The organism is Pseudomonas sp. CC120222-01a, from assembly GCF_003097235.1.
In the GTDB taxonomy this organism is placed as follows: domain Bacteria; phylum Pseudomonadota; class Gammaproteobacteria; order Pseudomonadales; family Pseudomonadaceae; genus Aquipseudomonas.
Map to the genome: position 1 here is coordinate 171,297 of NZ_QEQQ01000002.1, position 14,186 is coordinate 185,482.

General features: G+C 62.8%; 12 protein-coding genes. 7 read left to right on the forward strand and 5 right to left on the reverse strand.

What is annotated here, in order from left to right; genetic code table 11:
• Position 1: 1 nt before the first annotated feature.
• Together argS and N430_RS03750 are read right to left on the reverse strand one after the other, a co-directional pair.
• On the reverse strand, positions 2-1,738 hold the full coding sequence (gene argS, locus N430_RS03745; RefSeq protein ID WP_110632967.1) for an arginine--tRNA ligase: 1,737 nt from the start codon (positions 1,736-1,738) through the stop codon (positions 2-4).
• Between the two features lie 108 nt (positions 1,739-1,846).
• A complete protein-coding gene (locus N430_RS03750) occupies positions 1,847-4,066 on the reverse strand; it encodes a primosomal protein N' (protein WP_110632970.1) in 2,220 nt (739 codons plus the stop codon).
• Positions 4,067-4,233: 167 nt separating this feature from the next.
• On the opposite strand from N430_RS03750, the gene rpmE reads away from it, so the two are divergent.
• From rpmE to N430_RS03765, 3 genes are all read left to right on the forward strand, one after another.
• On the forward strand, positions 4,234-4,449 hold the full coding sequence (gene rpmE, locus N430_RS03755) for a 50S ribosomal protein L31 (RefSeq protein ID WP_027920990.1): 216 nt from the start codon (positions 4,234-4,236) through the stop codon (positions 4,447-4,449).
• A 2-nt stretch (positions 4,450-4,451) separates the two neighbouring features.
• Entirely contained in the window at positions 4,452-5,273 is an 822-nt protein-coding gene (locus N430_RS03760) for a thermonuclease family protein (RefSeq protein ID WP_110632973.1), read from the forward strand.
• 179 nt (positions 5,274-5,452) lie between these two features.
• Positions 5,453-6,721: a malic enzyme-like NAD(P)-binding protein gene (locus N430_RS03765; protein ID WP_110632976.1), complete on the forward strand. Its 1,269-nt coding sequence runs from the start codon at positions 5,453-5,455 to the stop codon at positions 6,719-6,721.
• 148 nt (positions 6,722-6,869) lie between these two features.
• On the opposite strand, the gene N430_RS03770 is transcribed toward N430_RS03765, so the two are convergent.
• The 3 genes from N430_RS03770 to N430_RS03780 all read right to left on the reverse strand — a co-directional run bounded on the left by N430_RS03770 (position 6,870) and on the right by N430_RS03780 (position 10,411).
• On the reverse strand, positions 6,870-7,133 hold the full coding sequence (locus N430_RS03770) for a DUF3077 domain-containing protein (protein WP_110632979.1): 264 nt from the start codon (positions 7,131-7,133) through the stop codon (positions 6,870-6,872).
• A 96-nt stretch (positions 7,134-7,229) separates the two neighbouring features.
• Positions 7,230-7,472, reverse strand: coding sequence for a hypothetical protein (locus N430_RS03775; protein WP_110632982.1), 243 nt, complete (start codon positions 7,470-7,472; stop codon positions 7,230-7,232).
• 485 nt (positions 7,473-7,957) lie between these two features.
• A complete protein-coding gene (locus tag N430_RS03780; protein ID WP_110632985.1) occupies positions 7,958-10,411 on the reverse strand; it encodes a penicillin-binding protein 1A in 2,454 nt (817 codons plus the stop codon).
• Between the two features lie 176 nt (positions 10,412-10,587).
• Between N430_RS03780 and pilM the strand changes: the two genes are divergently transcribed.
• From pilM to N430_RS03800, 4 genes are read left to right on the forward strand one after another with little or no spacing between them, the layout of a single operon-like run.
• A complete protein-coding gene (gene pilM, locus N430_RS03785; RefSeq protein WP_110632988.1) occupies positions 10,588-11,439 on the forward strand; it encodes a type IV pilus biogenesis protein PilM in 852 nt (283 codons plus the stop codon).
• Entirely contained in the window at positions 11,439-11,975 is a 537-nt protein-coding gene (locus N430_RS03790; RefSeq protein ID WP_110632992.1) for a PilN domain-containing protein, read from the forward strand. Before pilM ends, N430_RS03790 begins: the two co-directional genes overlap by 1 nt.
• Positions 11,972-12,988 carry a pilus assembly protein PilP gene (locus N430_RS03795; protein WP_110632995.1) on the forward strand — a complete coding sequence of 339 codons (1,017 nt, stop codon included), beginning with the start codon at positions 11,972-11,974 and terminating at the stop codon, positions 12,986-12,988. The genes N430_RS03790 and N430_RS03795 overlap by 4 nt, the downstream gene beginning before the upstream one ends.
• A complete protein-coding gene (locus N430_RS03800; protein WP_110632998.1) occupies positions 12,912-14,183 on the forward strand; it encodes a type IV pilus secretin PilQ in 1,272 nt (423 codons plus the stop codon). Before N430_RS03795 ends, N430_RS03800 begins: the two co-directional genes overlap by 77 nt.
• Positions 14,184-14,186 lie beyond the last annotated feature (3 nt).

Consider the following 14,186-nt stretch of genomic DNA (forward strand, 5'->3'; position numbering starts at 1 on the left):
CTTACATGCGCTCCAGGGTTTCCAGGCCGAGCAGTTCCAGACCTTGCTTGAGGGTGCGGCCGGTCAGGGCAGCCAGGCGCAGGCGGCTCTGCTGCTGTTCAGCGGTTTCGGCGGCGAGGATCGGGCAGTTCACGTAGAAGCTGGAGAACAGGCCGGCCAGGTCGTACAGATAGGTGCACAGCACGTGCGGCGTGCCTTTGTCAGCGACGCTGTTGAGGATCTCGCCAAACTGCGCAAGGCTCGCGGCCAGGTCTTGTTCCTGAGTAGCTTGCAGCACGATGTTGCCGTCAACTTCATCGAAGCCCTTGCCCAGCTTGCGGAATACGCCGGCAACCCGGGTGTATGCATACAGCAGGTAAGGCGCGGTGTTGCCTTCGAAGTTGAGCATCTGCTCAAAGTTGAAGCTGTAGTCACTGGTGCGGTGCTTGGACAGGTCGGCGTATTTCACCGCGCCGATGCCGACCACTTCGCCGATGTGGCGCAGCTCCTCTTCGGTAAACTCCGGGTTCTTTTCCTTGACCAGCGCGTAGGCGCGCTCCTTGGCCTCGGTGAGCAGGTCGATCAGCTTCACGGTGCCGCCATCGCGGGTCTTGAACGGGCGGCCGTCGGCGCCGTTCATGGTGCCAAAGCCCATGTGTTCCATCTGCATCGGGTGGCCGACGAAGCCGGCGCGGCGGGCCACTTCGAACACCTGGTTGAAGTGCAGGGCCTGACGCTGGTCGACGAAGTACAGGGCGCGGTCGGCCTTGAGCACGTTGCTGCGGTAGCGCACGGCAGCCAGGTCGGTGGTGGCGTACAGGTAGCCGCCGTCAGCCTTCTGCACGATCACCGGCAGGGGCTCGCCTTCGCTGTTCTTGAATTCTTCGAGGAACACGCACTGCGCGCCCTGGTCCTCGACCAGCAAGCCCTTGGCCTTGAGGTCGGACACCACGTTGGCCAGGTCGGCGTTGTAGGCGCTTTCGCCCATCACGTCGGCCATGGTCAGCTTGACGTTGAGCAGCTCGTAGGTCTTCTGGCAGTGCGACAGCGAGATGTCCTTGAAGCGCGTCCACAGCGCCATGCATTCCGGGTCGCCGGCCTGCAGCTTGACCACCAGGCCGCGTGCGCGGGTGGCGAATTCTTCGGACTCGTCAAAACGCTTCTTCGCGGCGCGGTAGAAGTTCTCCAGGTCCGACAGTTCGTCGCTGGTGATCGGGTTTTCTTCCAGGTAGGCCAGCAGCATGCCGAACTGGGTGCCCCAGTCGCCTACGTGGTTCTGGCGGATCACCTCGTCGCCGAGGAACTCCAGCACCCGCGCGACGCTGTCACCGATGATGGTCGAGCGCAGGTGGCCGACGTGCATTTCCTTGGCCAGGTTCGGTGCCGACATGTCGATCACCACTTTTTGCGCAGGGCCAGCCTTGCGTGCGCCCAGGTGGGCGTCGGCCAGGGCGGCGTCCAGGCGGTTGGCCAGGGCGTCGGTGTTCTGGAAGAAGTTCAGGAAGCCTGGGCCGGCGATCTCGACCTTGCTAATGTCGGCGCTGGCCGGCAGGGCGTTGATCAGTTTTTCAGCCAGGTCGCGCGGCTTCATGCCGGCCGGCTTGGCCAGCATCATGGCGATGTTGCTGGCGAAGTCGCCGTGGGTCTTGTCCCGGGCGTTTTCCACCTGAATCGCCGGCGACAGCCCTTCAGGCAGCACACCGTCGGTGACGAGTTGGGTGAGGGCTTGCTGGAGCAGCTGGCGAATGGTGTCTTTCATGGGGATCTCTTTTCGACCGCAAGCGCGGTGGAGCGCCTGGATGCGCAGGTGGAAAAACTGGGCATTATCCGTTGCCGGGGGCGGGTTGCCAACCTTTGGGGCCCAAGCTTAATAAAGGTCGACCGGGTCGACATCCAGTGACCAGCGTACCTGGCGCCCGCTCGGCAGTTGCTCCAACACTAGCAACCAGGCGCTGATCAGTCGATGCAAGGGGGCTCGGGTGTTGGCCTGAATCAATAATTGCGCCCTGAAGCGCCCGGCGCGTCGTTCCATGGGGGCAGGCACCGGCCCCAGCAGTTCGATGCCGGGCAGGCGCTGTTCGGCGACCAGGCGTTCGGCGGCGGCGCAAGCTTCGTCGAGGAAGCTTTCAGCCTGGCCGGGCTTGTGTGCTTCGGCGCGCAGCAGGGCAAGGTGAGAGAACGGCGGCAGCCCGGCATTGCGGCGCTCGTCCAGGGCCTGCTCGGCAAAGGCGAAGTAACCTTGTTCGGTCAGTTGCACCAGCAGCGGGTGATCGGCCAGGTGCGTCTGGATGATTACCTTGCCGGGCTCTTCGGCACGCCCGGCCCGGCCGGCCACCTGGACGATCAGCTGGGCCATGCGCTCGCTGGCGCGGAAGTCGCCGGAGAAGAGCCCGCCGTCGGCATCGAGAATGGCGACCAGGGTTACCCGTGGGAAGTGGTGACCTTTGGCCAGCATCTGGGTGCCCACCAGAATGCTTGGCTGGCCGCGCTGGATGGTGGTGAACAAGGTGTGCATGGCGTCCTTGCGCGCCGTGCTGTCGCGGTCCACGCGCAGGATCGGGTAATCCGGGAAGATCACTTTCAAACGTTCTTCGGCGCGTTCGGTGCCGGCGCCAACGGGCCGCAAGTCGACGTGGTTGCACTGCGGGCACTGGTGCGGCAGGCGCTCGTCGTAGCCACAGTGGTGGCAACGCAGTACGCCAGAGCGCTGGTGCACGGTCATGCGGGCATCACAGCGGGGGCATTCGGACAGCCAGCCGCAGTCATGGCACAGCAGGGTCGGGGCAAAGCCGCGGCGGTTGAGGAAGACCAGGACTTGCTGGCCGGCCTCCAGGGTCTGGCGGATGGCCTGCTGCAACGGGCCACTGATCCCGCTGTCCAGTGGCAGGCTCTTCACATCCAGGCGCAGCATGCGCGGTGGGCGGGCGCCACCCGCGCGCTGGTTCATGCGCAGCAGGCGATAGCGGCCGGTGAGCGCGTTGTGCAGGGTTTCCAGCGAAGGTGTGGCAGAGCCGAGCAGGATCGGGATGTTTTCCTGGTGGGCGCGCACCAGCGCAAGGTCGCGGGCGTGGTAGCGCAGGCCTTCCTGTTGCTTGTAGGAACCGTCGTGCTCTTCGTCGATGATGATCAGGCCGGGGTTCTTCATCGGCGTGAACAGCGCCGAACGCGTGCCGATGATGATGTCGGCCTCGCCGTCGCGGGCGGCCAGCCACGCATCGAGGCGCTCGCGGTCGTTCACGGCCGAATGCAGCAGGGCGATGCGGGCGTTGAAGCGCTGCTCGAAGCGCGCCAGGGTCTGCGGGCCGAGGTTGATCTCGGGGATCAATACCAGCGCCTGCTTGCCGGCTTCAAGGGTTTCACGAATCAGTTGCAGGTACACCTCGGTCTTGCCGCTGCCGGTGACACCGGCCAGCAGGAAGGCGCCGAAACCGCCAAAGCCCTCGCGCACGGCGTCGAAGGCCTCGCGCTGTTCTTCATTGAGCGGCAGCTCCGGCTGTGCCAGCCAGTGCTCGTGGCGATGCGTCGGCAGATGGCGACGTACTTCCAGCTGAACCAGCTCCTTGGCCAGCAGCAGGTCGAGGCTGTCCTTGTTCAGGTTGAGCTTGCTCAGCAGGCTGTGCGCTACGCCGTGCGGGTGCTGGGCCAGGGTCTTGAGGGCGTCGCGCTGGCGCGGGGCACGGGCGATGCGCGGGTCTTCCAGGCGTGCGCCAGGTGCCACGTGCCAGAAGCGCTCCTGGCGCATTTCGGCAGGTTCGCCCTGGCGTAGTAGCGTGGGTAGAGCCCAGCTCAGTGTGTCACCGAGGCTGTGCTGATAGTACTGGGCTGTCCACAGGCACAGCTTGAACAGCGATGCAGGGATCGGCGAAACCGGGTCGAGCAAGGCGCTGGCGGGCTTGAGCTTGTCGGCAGGCACTTCGCTCTGCTCGCACACCTCCACCAGCACGCCGATCATTTCTCGGCGCCCGAAGGGCACGCGGATGCGCATGCCAGGGGTCAGCACCTGACGCGCCATGCTCGCTGGCGCCTTGTAGTCGAACAGGCGGCGCAACGGGGAGGGCAGGGCAAGGCGCAGGATGACGTCGGACACGCGAAAGGTCTCAGAGGGTGTTTCAAAGACTGGCGAGCCTAGCAGACGACGGTCGGTGCAAGCGACAACTTGCGTTGGCGTGGTGCTCTGGTATTATTCGCCGCCTAATTACGTGCGGTATTCAACAATAGGTGTTGGGTGGCGGCACGCAGCTCGAGGAAGTGACCATGAAAGAAGGTATCCACCCGAACTACGAAGTAGTTGCAGTCACCTGCAGCTGCGGTAACAAGTTCGAAACTCGTTCGACCCTGGGCAACACCCTGGCGATCGACGTTTGCAACCTGTGCCACCCGTTCTACACCGGTAAGCAGAAAGTCCTGGACACCGGTGGTCGCGTACAGAAGTTCGCCGATCGCTTCGGTATGTTCGGTACCAAGAAGTAATCATGCGCATGGCGAATCCTTCGGGCTTCGCGTTGTTGCTGAAAAAGGCGCCCCTTGTGGGCGCCTTTTTTATGGGCGCAATCTGGCAGCTCCCGGCCCTGGCGGTCTGCCCGCTGCCCGACAAGCCGCAGCAGGTGGCGGTGCGCCAGGTGGTGGATGGCGACACGCTGCGCCTGACCGACGGTCGCAGTGTACGCATGATCGGCATCAATGCCCCGGAAATCGGGCGCAAGGGGCGTACCAGTGAGCCGTACGCCGAGGCTGCCCGGCAGCGCCTGCAGGCATTGGTCAAGGCCAGTGACGGGCGCGTCGGGCTGGTGCCGGGGGTCGAGGGCAAGGACAAGTACGGCCGCACCCTGGCGAACATCTATGGCCGTAATGGTGACAATTTTGAGGCACGGCTGCTCAGCGAAGGGCTTGGCTACCGCGTAGCGTTTGCACCCAATGTGCGCCTGGCGGGTTGCCAGCAAGCAGCCGAGCGGCTGGCCCGCAAGGCGCGGGCCGGGTTGTGGCGCAGTTCGCCCGTGCGCAGGGCGGCAGATATCCGGCAATCCGGGTTTGCCATCGTCTCCGGCACCATCCGTGGCATCGAACGCAATCGTGGCGGTATCTGGCTCGAACTGGATGACGCCGTGGTGCTGCAGATTCCCGCTCGTCTGCAACGCACCTTTCCCAACAGCTTCTTCGCTAACCTCAAGGGACGCCAGGTCGAAGCGCGCGGCTGGGTGCTGGATCGTTCCCGCAAGGGTGGGCTCAAGCCAGGGCAGCGACGTTGGGTGTTGCCGCTGACCGATCCCGGGATGCTGGAGCGTACTTCAGGCTGAAAAGATGTAGACAGTTCGCTATCGGATTGTACACACTGTGGGTCGAATGCCCCCGTGCGTGATAGCTTAAAGTCGTAGGCCAAAGGCCTTGACACAAGTGACTGACCAGTCTTGTGGCTCCCCGGCTCTTTGCGTATCCTCGGCGGTCCGTCAGAACAGTAAATAGCGGAATGCCCACCATGTCAGACCTGAAAACCGCCGCTCTCGAATACCACGCTCAACCTCGTCCGGGGAAACTGAGCGTCGAGCTCTCCAAGCCCACCGCCACCGCCCGCGATCTCGCCCTGGCCTACAGCCCAGGCGTAGCAGAACCCGTGCGCGAAATCGGCCGTGATCCTGAGCTGGCCTACAAATACACCGGCAAGGGCAACCTGGTCGCGGTCATTTCCGATGGCACCGCCATCCTCGGTCTGGGTGACCTCGGCCCATTGGCCTCCAAGCCAGTGATGGAAGGCAAGGGCGTTCTGTTCAAGCGTTTCGCCGGTATCGACGTGTTCGACATCGAAGTCGAATCGGAAAGCCCGCAGGCTTTCATCGACACCGTTCGCCGCATCTCGATCACCTTCGGTGGCATCAACCTCGAAGACATCAAGGCGCCAGAGTGCTTTGAAATCGAGCGCACCCTGATCGAGCAGTGCGACATTCCGGTATTCCACGATGACCAGCACGGCACCGCGATCGTTACCGCGGCCGGCATGATCAACGCCCTGGAAATCGCCGGCAAGAAGCTGGAAGACGCCAAGATCGTCTGCCTGGGTGCCGGCGCTGCCGCCATTTCCTGCATGAAGCTGCTGGTCAGCATGGGCGCCAAGGTCGAAAACATCTTCATGATCGACCGCAGCGGCGTGATTCACGCTGGCCGCGACGACCTGAACCAGTACAAGGCCCAGTTCGCCCACGCCACCGACAAGCGTACCCTGGCTGATGCCCTGGACGGTGCTGACGTGTTCGTAGGCCTGTCCGGCCCGAACCTGCTGAGCCCGGAAGGCCTGAAGTCGATGGCGGCCAACCCGATCGTGTTCGCCTGCTCGAACCCGGATCCGGAAATCTCCCCAGAGCTGGCGCACGCCACTCGCAGCGACGTGATCATGGCTACCGGTCGTTCCGACTACCCGAACCAGGTCAACAACGTACTGGGCTTCCCGTTCATCTTCCGTGGTGCCCTGGACGTTCGCGCCAAGCGCATCAACGAAGAAATGAAGATCGCCGCCGCCATCGCCCTGAAAGACCTGGCCAAGCTGCCAGTGCCGAAGGAAGTCTGCGAGGCCTACGGTGTTGAAGGCCTGGAGTTCGGTCGCGAGTACATCATTCCGAAGCCACTGGACGCTCGCCTGATCACCGTCGTTTCCGACGCTGTGGCCAAGGCTGCTATCGAATCCGGTGTGGCTACCCTGCCGTATCCGAAGCACTACCCGCTGAACAGCGTGGATGAAGTGTTCAACGGCTGATTGCAGCTGTAGCGACACAAAAAAGCCCCGGCTCGTGAGAGCCGGGGCTTTTTGTTTGCCGGTGTCTTGCCCAATTGCCTTAAAGCTGGCGCGATCACATTGGGAGCCGCGCTTGCCGGCGATGAGGCCGGCCCAGCTAGCACAAGGCTTAGCGCATCATCCCCAACTCAGCATCATCCATCAGCGCCTTGGCCAACGCGCTCAGATAGTGTGAAGCCCAAAGCAACTGCGGCTTGTTGTCCATCAGGCCATCAATGGTCAAATCCCGCACATAGCCCATCAGTTCCGAAGCCTGTTCGCGCGCACTTTGGCAGGGAATGCCCGGCGCAATGCAGAACAGCGGGTGGGTCTGGCCTTCGCCCTGGTAGAAAAAGGTCGTGCCTACGGTGGTCTTGGTGTCGTCGCTGGTCATCTTGCGATCTCCCTGAAGTATCTCGACTGCCAGGCTCGGCCCTTTCGCGGCTTTAGCCGCGAAGAGGCCGGCCAAGGCAACACAAGGCTTGAGCCCTTAATGCAGGGTTCGCGGCTCAGCCGGTATCTGCACCTGGATCAAGGCCGTTTCAAGCAGCATGCGCAGCGTTTCGAGCTCATGCATCGTGGCCATGATCAGAATCGAGGCCGGCGACTTGGGCTGCAGCAGAATCGCCTGATGCGCGACGGTTTGGGCACACAGCGCATAGTCCGTGGCCTGGATGAGGGTGTCTTCGAGGGAAAGGGAGGTGTGGGGTGGATCGGGGACAATCTTAAGCATGATCGTTTGCCTCTTGGGGCCACCACACGCTTGCTGTCAAACAAGAAGGCGGCAGCTGTACATGGGTTGACAGACCGGTAGGCAAACAAAAACCCGGCGCACGTGAAGTGCCCCATGCACAGCTGCCATAGAGGCAAAGCCATGTGTTTGACTAGGACGGCCTGTCAAAGCCGGTCGCTGATTTCGCAGCGACCGCCCGAGACTAGAGCCCAGCCCAGATCATCGCAATGGCTTAAGCGGCTTGGGACTGTAATTCAGAAAGGTCCTACAAGTAAGCGGAAAAAACTGAAAGATGAGTAGAGCCAGGCGCTCTGGAGAGCTGTTTTGAACTGACCATGAAGGCGACCTGGACACTATGACCCAGCCTTCGGCCTGACTGTCGGGCGCGGCACTTGTGGGAGCGGGCTTGCCCGCGAAGAGGCCAGCCCTGGCTACCACCAGGCCCGACCCTTCGCGGCTAATGCCGCTCCACAGGGACCCTGTTTTTAGAACAGATCCATCGGCGCTGCTTCGTCCGCTGGCAGCGGGCTGCCCGGCGCAGTGCCATTGCCCAGCTCATCTACCGACGGTGGCGAGTCCTCGGCCTTGAACAGCTCGAAGTAGGCATCTGGCGTGCTTGGCGAAGCGGCACGGCCGCTGACCGGGTCGACCCGCAGGCTGAGGATGCCTTCCGGCTCCGCCGGTGCATGGCTTGGCTTGTCCTTCAGTGCCGCACCCATGAAGCTCATCCAGATCGGCAGCGCCGCCGTGCCGCCGTACTCGCGGCGACCGAGGGTCTCCGGCTGGTCGAAGCCGACCCACACGGTGGTCACGTAATCGGCGTTGTAGCCGGAGAACCAGGCGTCCTTGGATTCGTTGGTGGTACCTGTCTTGCCGGCGAGGTCAGTACGGCCCAGGGCCAATGCCCGGCGGCCAGTACCGCGCTTGATCACATCCTGCAGCATGCTGGTGAGGATATAGGTGGTGCGACCATCGATGATCTGCTCGGCGATAGCGGGCGTCTGCGGTGGCGGGGCGATCTGACCCAGGGCGGACGGTGCCTCTCCCGGCAGGGCGGCGGTGCTGATCGGCTGCTCTGGTGCCGCGAGGCCGGCATGGTCTTCGGCGCCTTGCGGCACGCGTGCCGGGTTGGCGGTGAACAGGGTCTCGCCGCTGCGGCTCTCGATACGGTCGATCAGGTACGGGTTGATCTTGTAGCCGCCGTTGGCAAAGGTGCTCCAGCCGGTGGCGATCTCCATCGGCGTCAGGGTTGCAGTGCCCAGCGCCAGCGACAGGTTGCGCGGCAGGTCCTGCTTGTTGAAACCGAACTTGGCGATGTAGTCGATGGTGCGATCCACGCCCATGGCCTGCAGCAGGCGGATCGACACCAGGTTGCGCGACTTGTACAGCGCTTCGCGCAGGCGGATCGGGCCGAGGAAGGTGTTGGTGTCGTTCTTGGGTCGCCACTCATTGTTCTGGTACTGGTCGAAGAACACGATCGGCGCATCGTTGACCAGGCTGGAGGCGGTGTAGCCGCTGTCCAGTGCCGCGCTATAGATGAACGGCTTGAAGCTGGAGCCTGGCTGGCGCTTGGCCTGCATGGCACGGTTGTAATTGCTCTGCTCGAACGAGAAGCCGCCAACCAGGGCGCGAATGGCGCCGTTGTATGGGTCGAGGGTGACCAGCGCGCTCTGCGCGCCGGGTACCTGGCTGAACTTGAGCTTGCCTTCGTCAAGGCGCTGCAGGCGGACCAGGTCACCGACCTGGGCAACGTCGGCAGGCGACTGCGGCGCACGGCCTTGGGCGTTGGTGTTGATGAACGGGCGTGCCCACTTCATGGTGTCCCAGGCAACGATTTCTTCCTTGCCGTCACGGGTCAGCACCTTGAGGCCGTTTTTCTCGACCTGGGTGACGATGGCCGGCTCCAGCGCACCGAGGTTGCGTTGCTTGCTCAGCTCCTGCAGCCAGGCGGCGTGGGTCTTGCCCGGGAAGCGTGCTTCCGGGCCGCGATAACCGTGACGTTCGTCGTATTCGGTAAGGCCGTTGAGAATGGCCTTGTTGGCCATGTCCTGCATGTCGCTCGGCACGGTGGTGGTGACGCGGAAACCTTCGGTGTAGGCGTCGCTGCCATAGCGGCCAACCATTTCGGCGCGGGCCATTTCGGCGACGTAGGGCGCGTTCACCTCAGGGGTCGGTACGTGGTAGCTGGCATTCAGCGGCTCGGCCAGGGCGGCCTGGTAGCTCGCCTCGTCGATCTTGCCGAGCTTGTACATGCGACCGAGGATCCAGTCACGACGCTCTTTGGCGCGTACCGGGTTGGCCAGCGGGTTGAAGCGCGACGGCGCCTTGGGCAGGCCGGCGATCATGGCCATCTGCGCCAGGCTCACGTCACGGATCGACTTGCCGTAATACACCTGCGCGGCCGCATCGATACCGTAGGCGCGGTTACCCAGGTAGATCTTGTTGACGTACAGCTCGAGGATTTCGTCCTTGGTCAGCTCACGTTCGATCTGCAGGGCCAGGAGAATCTCGTTGGTCTTGCGCGAGAAGCTGCGCTCGCTGCTGAGGAAGAAGTTCTTCGCCACCTGCATGGTGATGGTGCTACCGCCGGTCTGGATGTGGCCGGTTTTCACCAACTGGGTCGCGGCGCGCATCAGGCTGCTCGGGTCGACCCCGTAGTGATTGAGGAAATTGTCGTCCTCGGCTGACAGAAGCGCCTGAATGAACTGTGGCGGAATTTCCGCGAAACGGATCGGCGAGCGGCGCATTTCGCCGAATTCTGCGATCAGCTTGCCGTCGCTGCTGTACACCCTCAGGGGGATTTGCAACTGAACGCTTCTGAGCGAATCGACCGACGGCAGGTTGGGACTAAGATACAGAAACGCACCGCTCACACCGAGTACGAGCGCGCAGATGACTGCGACAAAAGACCACCAGAAGAACTTCAGCAGGCGTATCAAGGCTTTTCGGTGTCCAGATTGAGAGGTGAATTGCGCACGGGGCCGGCGGACGAAAAAACGCTGGGCATTATAAGCATTTTTCGCCTCGCCGGGTGACCGGCCAGGCGGCCCGCTGCACCGTCTGGCCGGTCAGGCCCGGCAACGCGGCGGTTCATGGTTGTAACAAGGAAGTCGCTATGCTTGGACGTTTTGGCAAGGATGCCAGTTCACTGCTTGGGGTGGAAATCGCTTCCGACTCCATACGTATTGCACAGCTGCGGCGCCACAGGGGGCGCTATAAGCAGCTGGTCTGGGCGGTCGAGCCATTTGCTGCTGGCAACGGCCGGCACGACCCTGATCAGATTGTCACTGCCCTGCGCAGTGCCTATCGGCAATCTGGCTGCCGCGAGCGCCGGGCTGCTGTGGCACTGCCTGCCTCACAAGTCATCTGCAAGCTGTGTCAGCTGCCGGTCAGTCAGGCCCCAAGTCAAATGGAGGCGCAACTGCTGGCGGAAGCAGACCGGCTGTTCCCCTTTCCCCTTGAAGACCTGGTGCTGGACTTTCAGGTGCTGGGCGCCTCGCTGCTGCACCCCGGGAGCATGGATGTGCTGGTCGCGGCCAGTCGTCAGAGTGCATTGCAGCCTGTGCAGGCAGCATTCGAAGCGGCGGGGCTGGAGCTGGAAGTCGCGGAAGTGGACAGCATTGCCTTGCGCCGTCTGATGCCTAAACAGGCCAAAGGCCCGGCAGCGCTGCTGCGGATCGAGCCGGGCAGCTCGACGTTGCATGGCTGGCTTGAAGATACGCTGCCTTTACGGCGGGAGTGGCTCCCGGGCGCGGTGCCTGATTTGCCTGGTGACGTTTTCGCTGAAGGGGCAGGGCCGGAAGAAGTGCTTGTCGTCGGCGCTGCAGCGACCGGACAAGGCTTGATTGATCGATTGAGCGAGCGTTTTGGCATGCCATGCCGGCCATTGCCGCCTGTGGCTGGCGTGGATTGCAGTGACGGCTGCATGGCCTTGGCTTTCGCACTGGCAATGGGGAGCGTGCGCTGATGCTACGTCTGAATCTGATGCCGTGGCGAGAGCGCCAGCGCTTGGCGGCGCTCCGGCGTTTGCGCCTGATGTTGCTGGGGGCGGCTGTGCTGGCGTTGTCTGCGGTATTGCTGATCGACCAACTGGCCCGACAGCGAGCCCGACAGCAAGCCGTTGCCAGCGATAGCCAGCAAGCGGCAATCGAGGTACTTGAGAGGCAGGTGGCTAAACATGAGCGTATCAGGCAATCCTATGATGAGGTGCGAGCGCAGGCTGTGGCGCTGGCTGACCTGCGTGCTGAGCAGGGGCTGGTGACCGCTGTATTTGCGGATCTGGAGCGGGCGCTGCCGGAGGGCGTTCAGTTGCTCAGGCTCGAACTGCAAGGCTCACGGTTGCGCATGGTTGGTGTAGCCGCCTCCGGTGCAGTCGTGGCGCAGTTGATGCGTGAGCTGGAGCGGTCTGGTGCGATGCGTGAACTGGAACTCAAAAGCCTGAACAGTCAGCCGGGTGGCGACGAGTTTCAGTTGTTGGCCCGCATGTCGGCGTCCTGGTCGTGAACCTGTTGCACAACGGCGCATGGCTGGCCCTCATCGAGCGCTCGCGGTGCTTTCGCTGCGCGCTGCCATTCGCCGTAGGCCTCATCGTGGTCGGGTTTGGTTGCTTGTTTCGTTTGCCGCATTGGCTGCAGCTTCAGGAAGAAGCGCTCGCCAGGCAGGTTCGCCTGGTTCAGGCGCACGAAAGCAAGGCTGCCGAAGTGCTGGCATTGTCGCAAATGCGCAAGGGCCTCGATGACGCACGGCAGCGCTTGCAGGATGCTCGCTGGCGCCTTGCCGCCGGGGGCGACATGAGCGAATTGCTTGACCAGCTAGCGGCCTCGGGCCACGCGCATGGACTGCATTTCGAGCGACTCGATGTACTTGATGAGATAAAGCAGCCCGGCTACTGGCAGACACCGTTGGATGTGCTGGTCGTGGGGCGCTATTCGGGGCTGCGAATGTGGTTGGACGACTGGCTTGGCCAGGCTCGTCTGCTGCGCGCCGAAGGGTTGTGGCTGGCAGCGGCCAATGACCGGCCGGGCCTGTTGCGCCTTGGCATGCGCGTGCATGCCTATCAAGCCGACGGCGTCGTGCCTGAGCCTTTGTTCCTGGCCGATTCACCTGCTCGAGGTGAGGTGCCGCCAGTGGCTCGCGATCCGTTTTCCGTCTGGGCGACGCGTGTCGCCCAGGCGGGGCTTGTCAGCGTCCCGCTGGCCCAACTGCAGATGGTCGGTAGCCTGCAACGGGGGCGGCAGCACGAAGCGTTGCTGTTGGCGGCAGGTCGCTTGTACCGCGTGCGATCCGGTGATCGGCTGGGGCGTGATGGCGGCGTTGTGATGGAAGTCGGCGAACGGCAGCTGGAGGTACGTGAGCGACTGTTCTTAGGAGGCGTGTGGCGTGAGCGCACGGTGATGCTGACGCTCAGGAAGAGCGTGACAACGGAGGCCAGGGAAGGTGATGAAATGGCTGTTGAAGTGGGTGGTGGTGGCGTTGATATCCAGTCAGTGGTGCCTGGCGGCGCCCTATCGGGGTGAGCCCATCTCGCTGAATTTTCAGGATGTCGAGGTGCGCTCGGTGCTTCAGGTGCTGGCTGACTACGCCGGGATCAACCTGGTGGCCAGTGACACGGTGCATGGCAATATCACCCTGCGGCTGCACGAAGTCCCCTGGGATCAGGCACTGGAGCTGGTTCTTCGTAGCAAAGGGCTGGCTCGGCGTGAAGAAGGCAATGTGCTGCTGGTGGCGCCAGCTGCCGAGTTGGCCGAGCAATCGCGCGGAGCCCGTATCGGGCAAGAGCTGGATGCGCAGCTGCAACCCTTGCAGCGTGAATTGCTGCCGATTCATCACGCCAAGGCTTCCGAGCTTGCCGAGCTGTTACTGGCAACCCTGGCGGATGACGGCATTCTGACGGGGCGTGGCAGCCTGAGTGTCGACGCTCGCACCAATACCTTGGTCGCGCACCAGCCTGCGGACCGCCTTGCCGAGTTGCGGCAGTTGGTCGCTCAGCTGGATGTGCCGGTACGGCAGGTAGAGATCGAGGCGCGCATCGTGGAGGCCAATGTCGACTACGAGAAAGGTCTGGGCGTGCGCTGGGGGCGGCAGCTGTATGGTGAAGCACCGCGACAATTGGGCAAGGAACTGTTTGTCGACTTGGGCGTGGAGCAGGGCGGTGCCGGTATCGGCGTAGGCCTGTTACGTGGCGGCATGCTGCTGGATCTGGAACTCAGTGCCATGGAGAAAAGCGGCAACGGTGAAATCATCTCTCAGCCCAAGGTGGTCACGGCTGACAAGGAAACCGCCAGGATTCTCAAGGGTACCGAGGTGCCCTATCAGGAGACCAGCAAGAGTGGCGCCACCTCGGTGGCCTTTCGCGAGGCTTCGCTGTCGCTGGAGGTCACGCCGCAGATCACCCCGGACGGCAAGGTCATCATGACTGTCAAGGTGACCAAGGACGAGCCTGACTTCGTCAATGCCCTGAATGACGTGCCGCCGATTCGCAAGAACGAGGTCAATGCCAAGGTCCGAGTGGCGGATGGTGAAACCATCGTCATCGGTGGCGTCTACTCGACCACGCAAAACAATGTGGTCGACAAGGTGCCATTTTTCGGCGATCTGCCGTATGTTGGGCGGCTGTTTCGACGCGATGCATTACAAGAGAAAAAATCCGAGCTGCTGGTCTTCCTGACTCCGCGTATCATGAGTGACCAGGCGATTGCTGTGAGTCGTTGATTC

Excerpts from the sequence above, each read along its gene's own strand:
- pilM (WP_110632988.1), top strand. The coding sequence starts at position 10,588 with ATGCTTGGACGTTTTGGCAAGGATGCCAGTTCACTGCTTGGGGTGGAA.
- N430_RS03760 (WP_110632973.1), top strand. The coding sequence starts at position 4,452 with ATGCGCATGGCGAATCCTTCGGGCTTCGCGTTGTTGCTGAAAAAGGCG.
- N430_RS03800 (WP_110632998.1), top strand. The coding sequence starts at position 12,912 with ATGAAATGGCTGTTGAAGTGGGTGGTGGTGGCGTTGATATCCAGTCAG.
- N430_RS03765 (WP_110632976.1), top strand. The coding sequence starts at position 5,453 with ATGTCAGACCTGAAAACCGCCGCTCTCGAATACCACGCTCAACCTCGT.
- N430_RS03775 (WP_110632982.1), bottom strand. The coding sequence starts at position 7,472 with ATGCTTAAGATTGTCCCCGATCCACCCCACACCTCCCTTTCCCTCGAA.
- argS (WP_110632967.1), bottom strand. The coding sequence starts at position 1,738 with ATGAAAGACACCATTCGCCAGCTGCTCCAGCAAGCCCTCACCCAACTC.
- N430_RS03790 (WP_110632992.1), top strand. The coding sequence starts at position 11,439 with ATGCTACGTCTGAATCTGATGCCGTGGCGAGAGCGCCAGCGCTTGGCG.
- N430_RS03770 (WP_110632979.1), bottom strand. The coding sequence starts at position 7,133 with ATGACCAGCGACGACACCAAGACCACCGTAGGCACGACCTTTTTCTAC.
- rpmE (WP_027920990.1), top strand. The coding sequence starts at position 4,234 with ATGAAAGAAGGTATCCACCCGAACTACGAAGTAGTTGCAGTCACCTGC.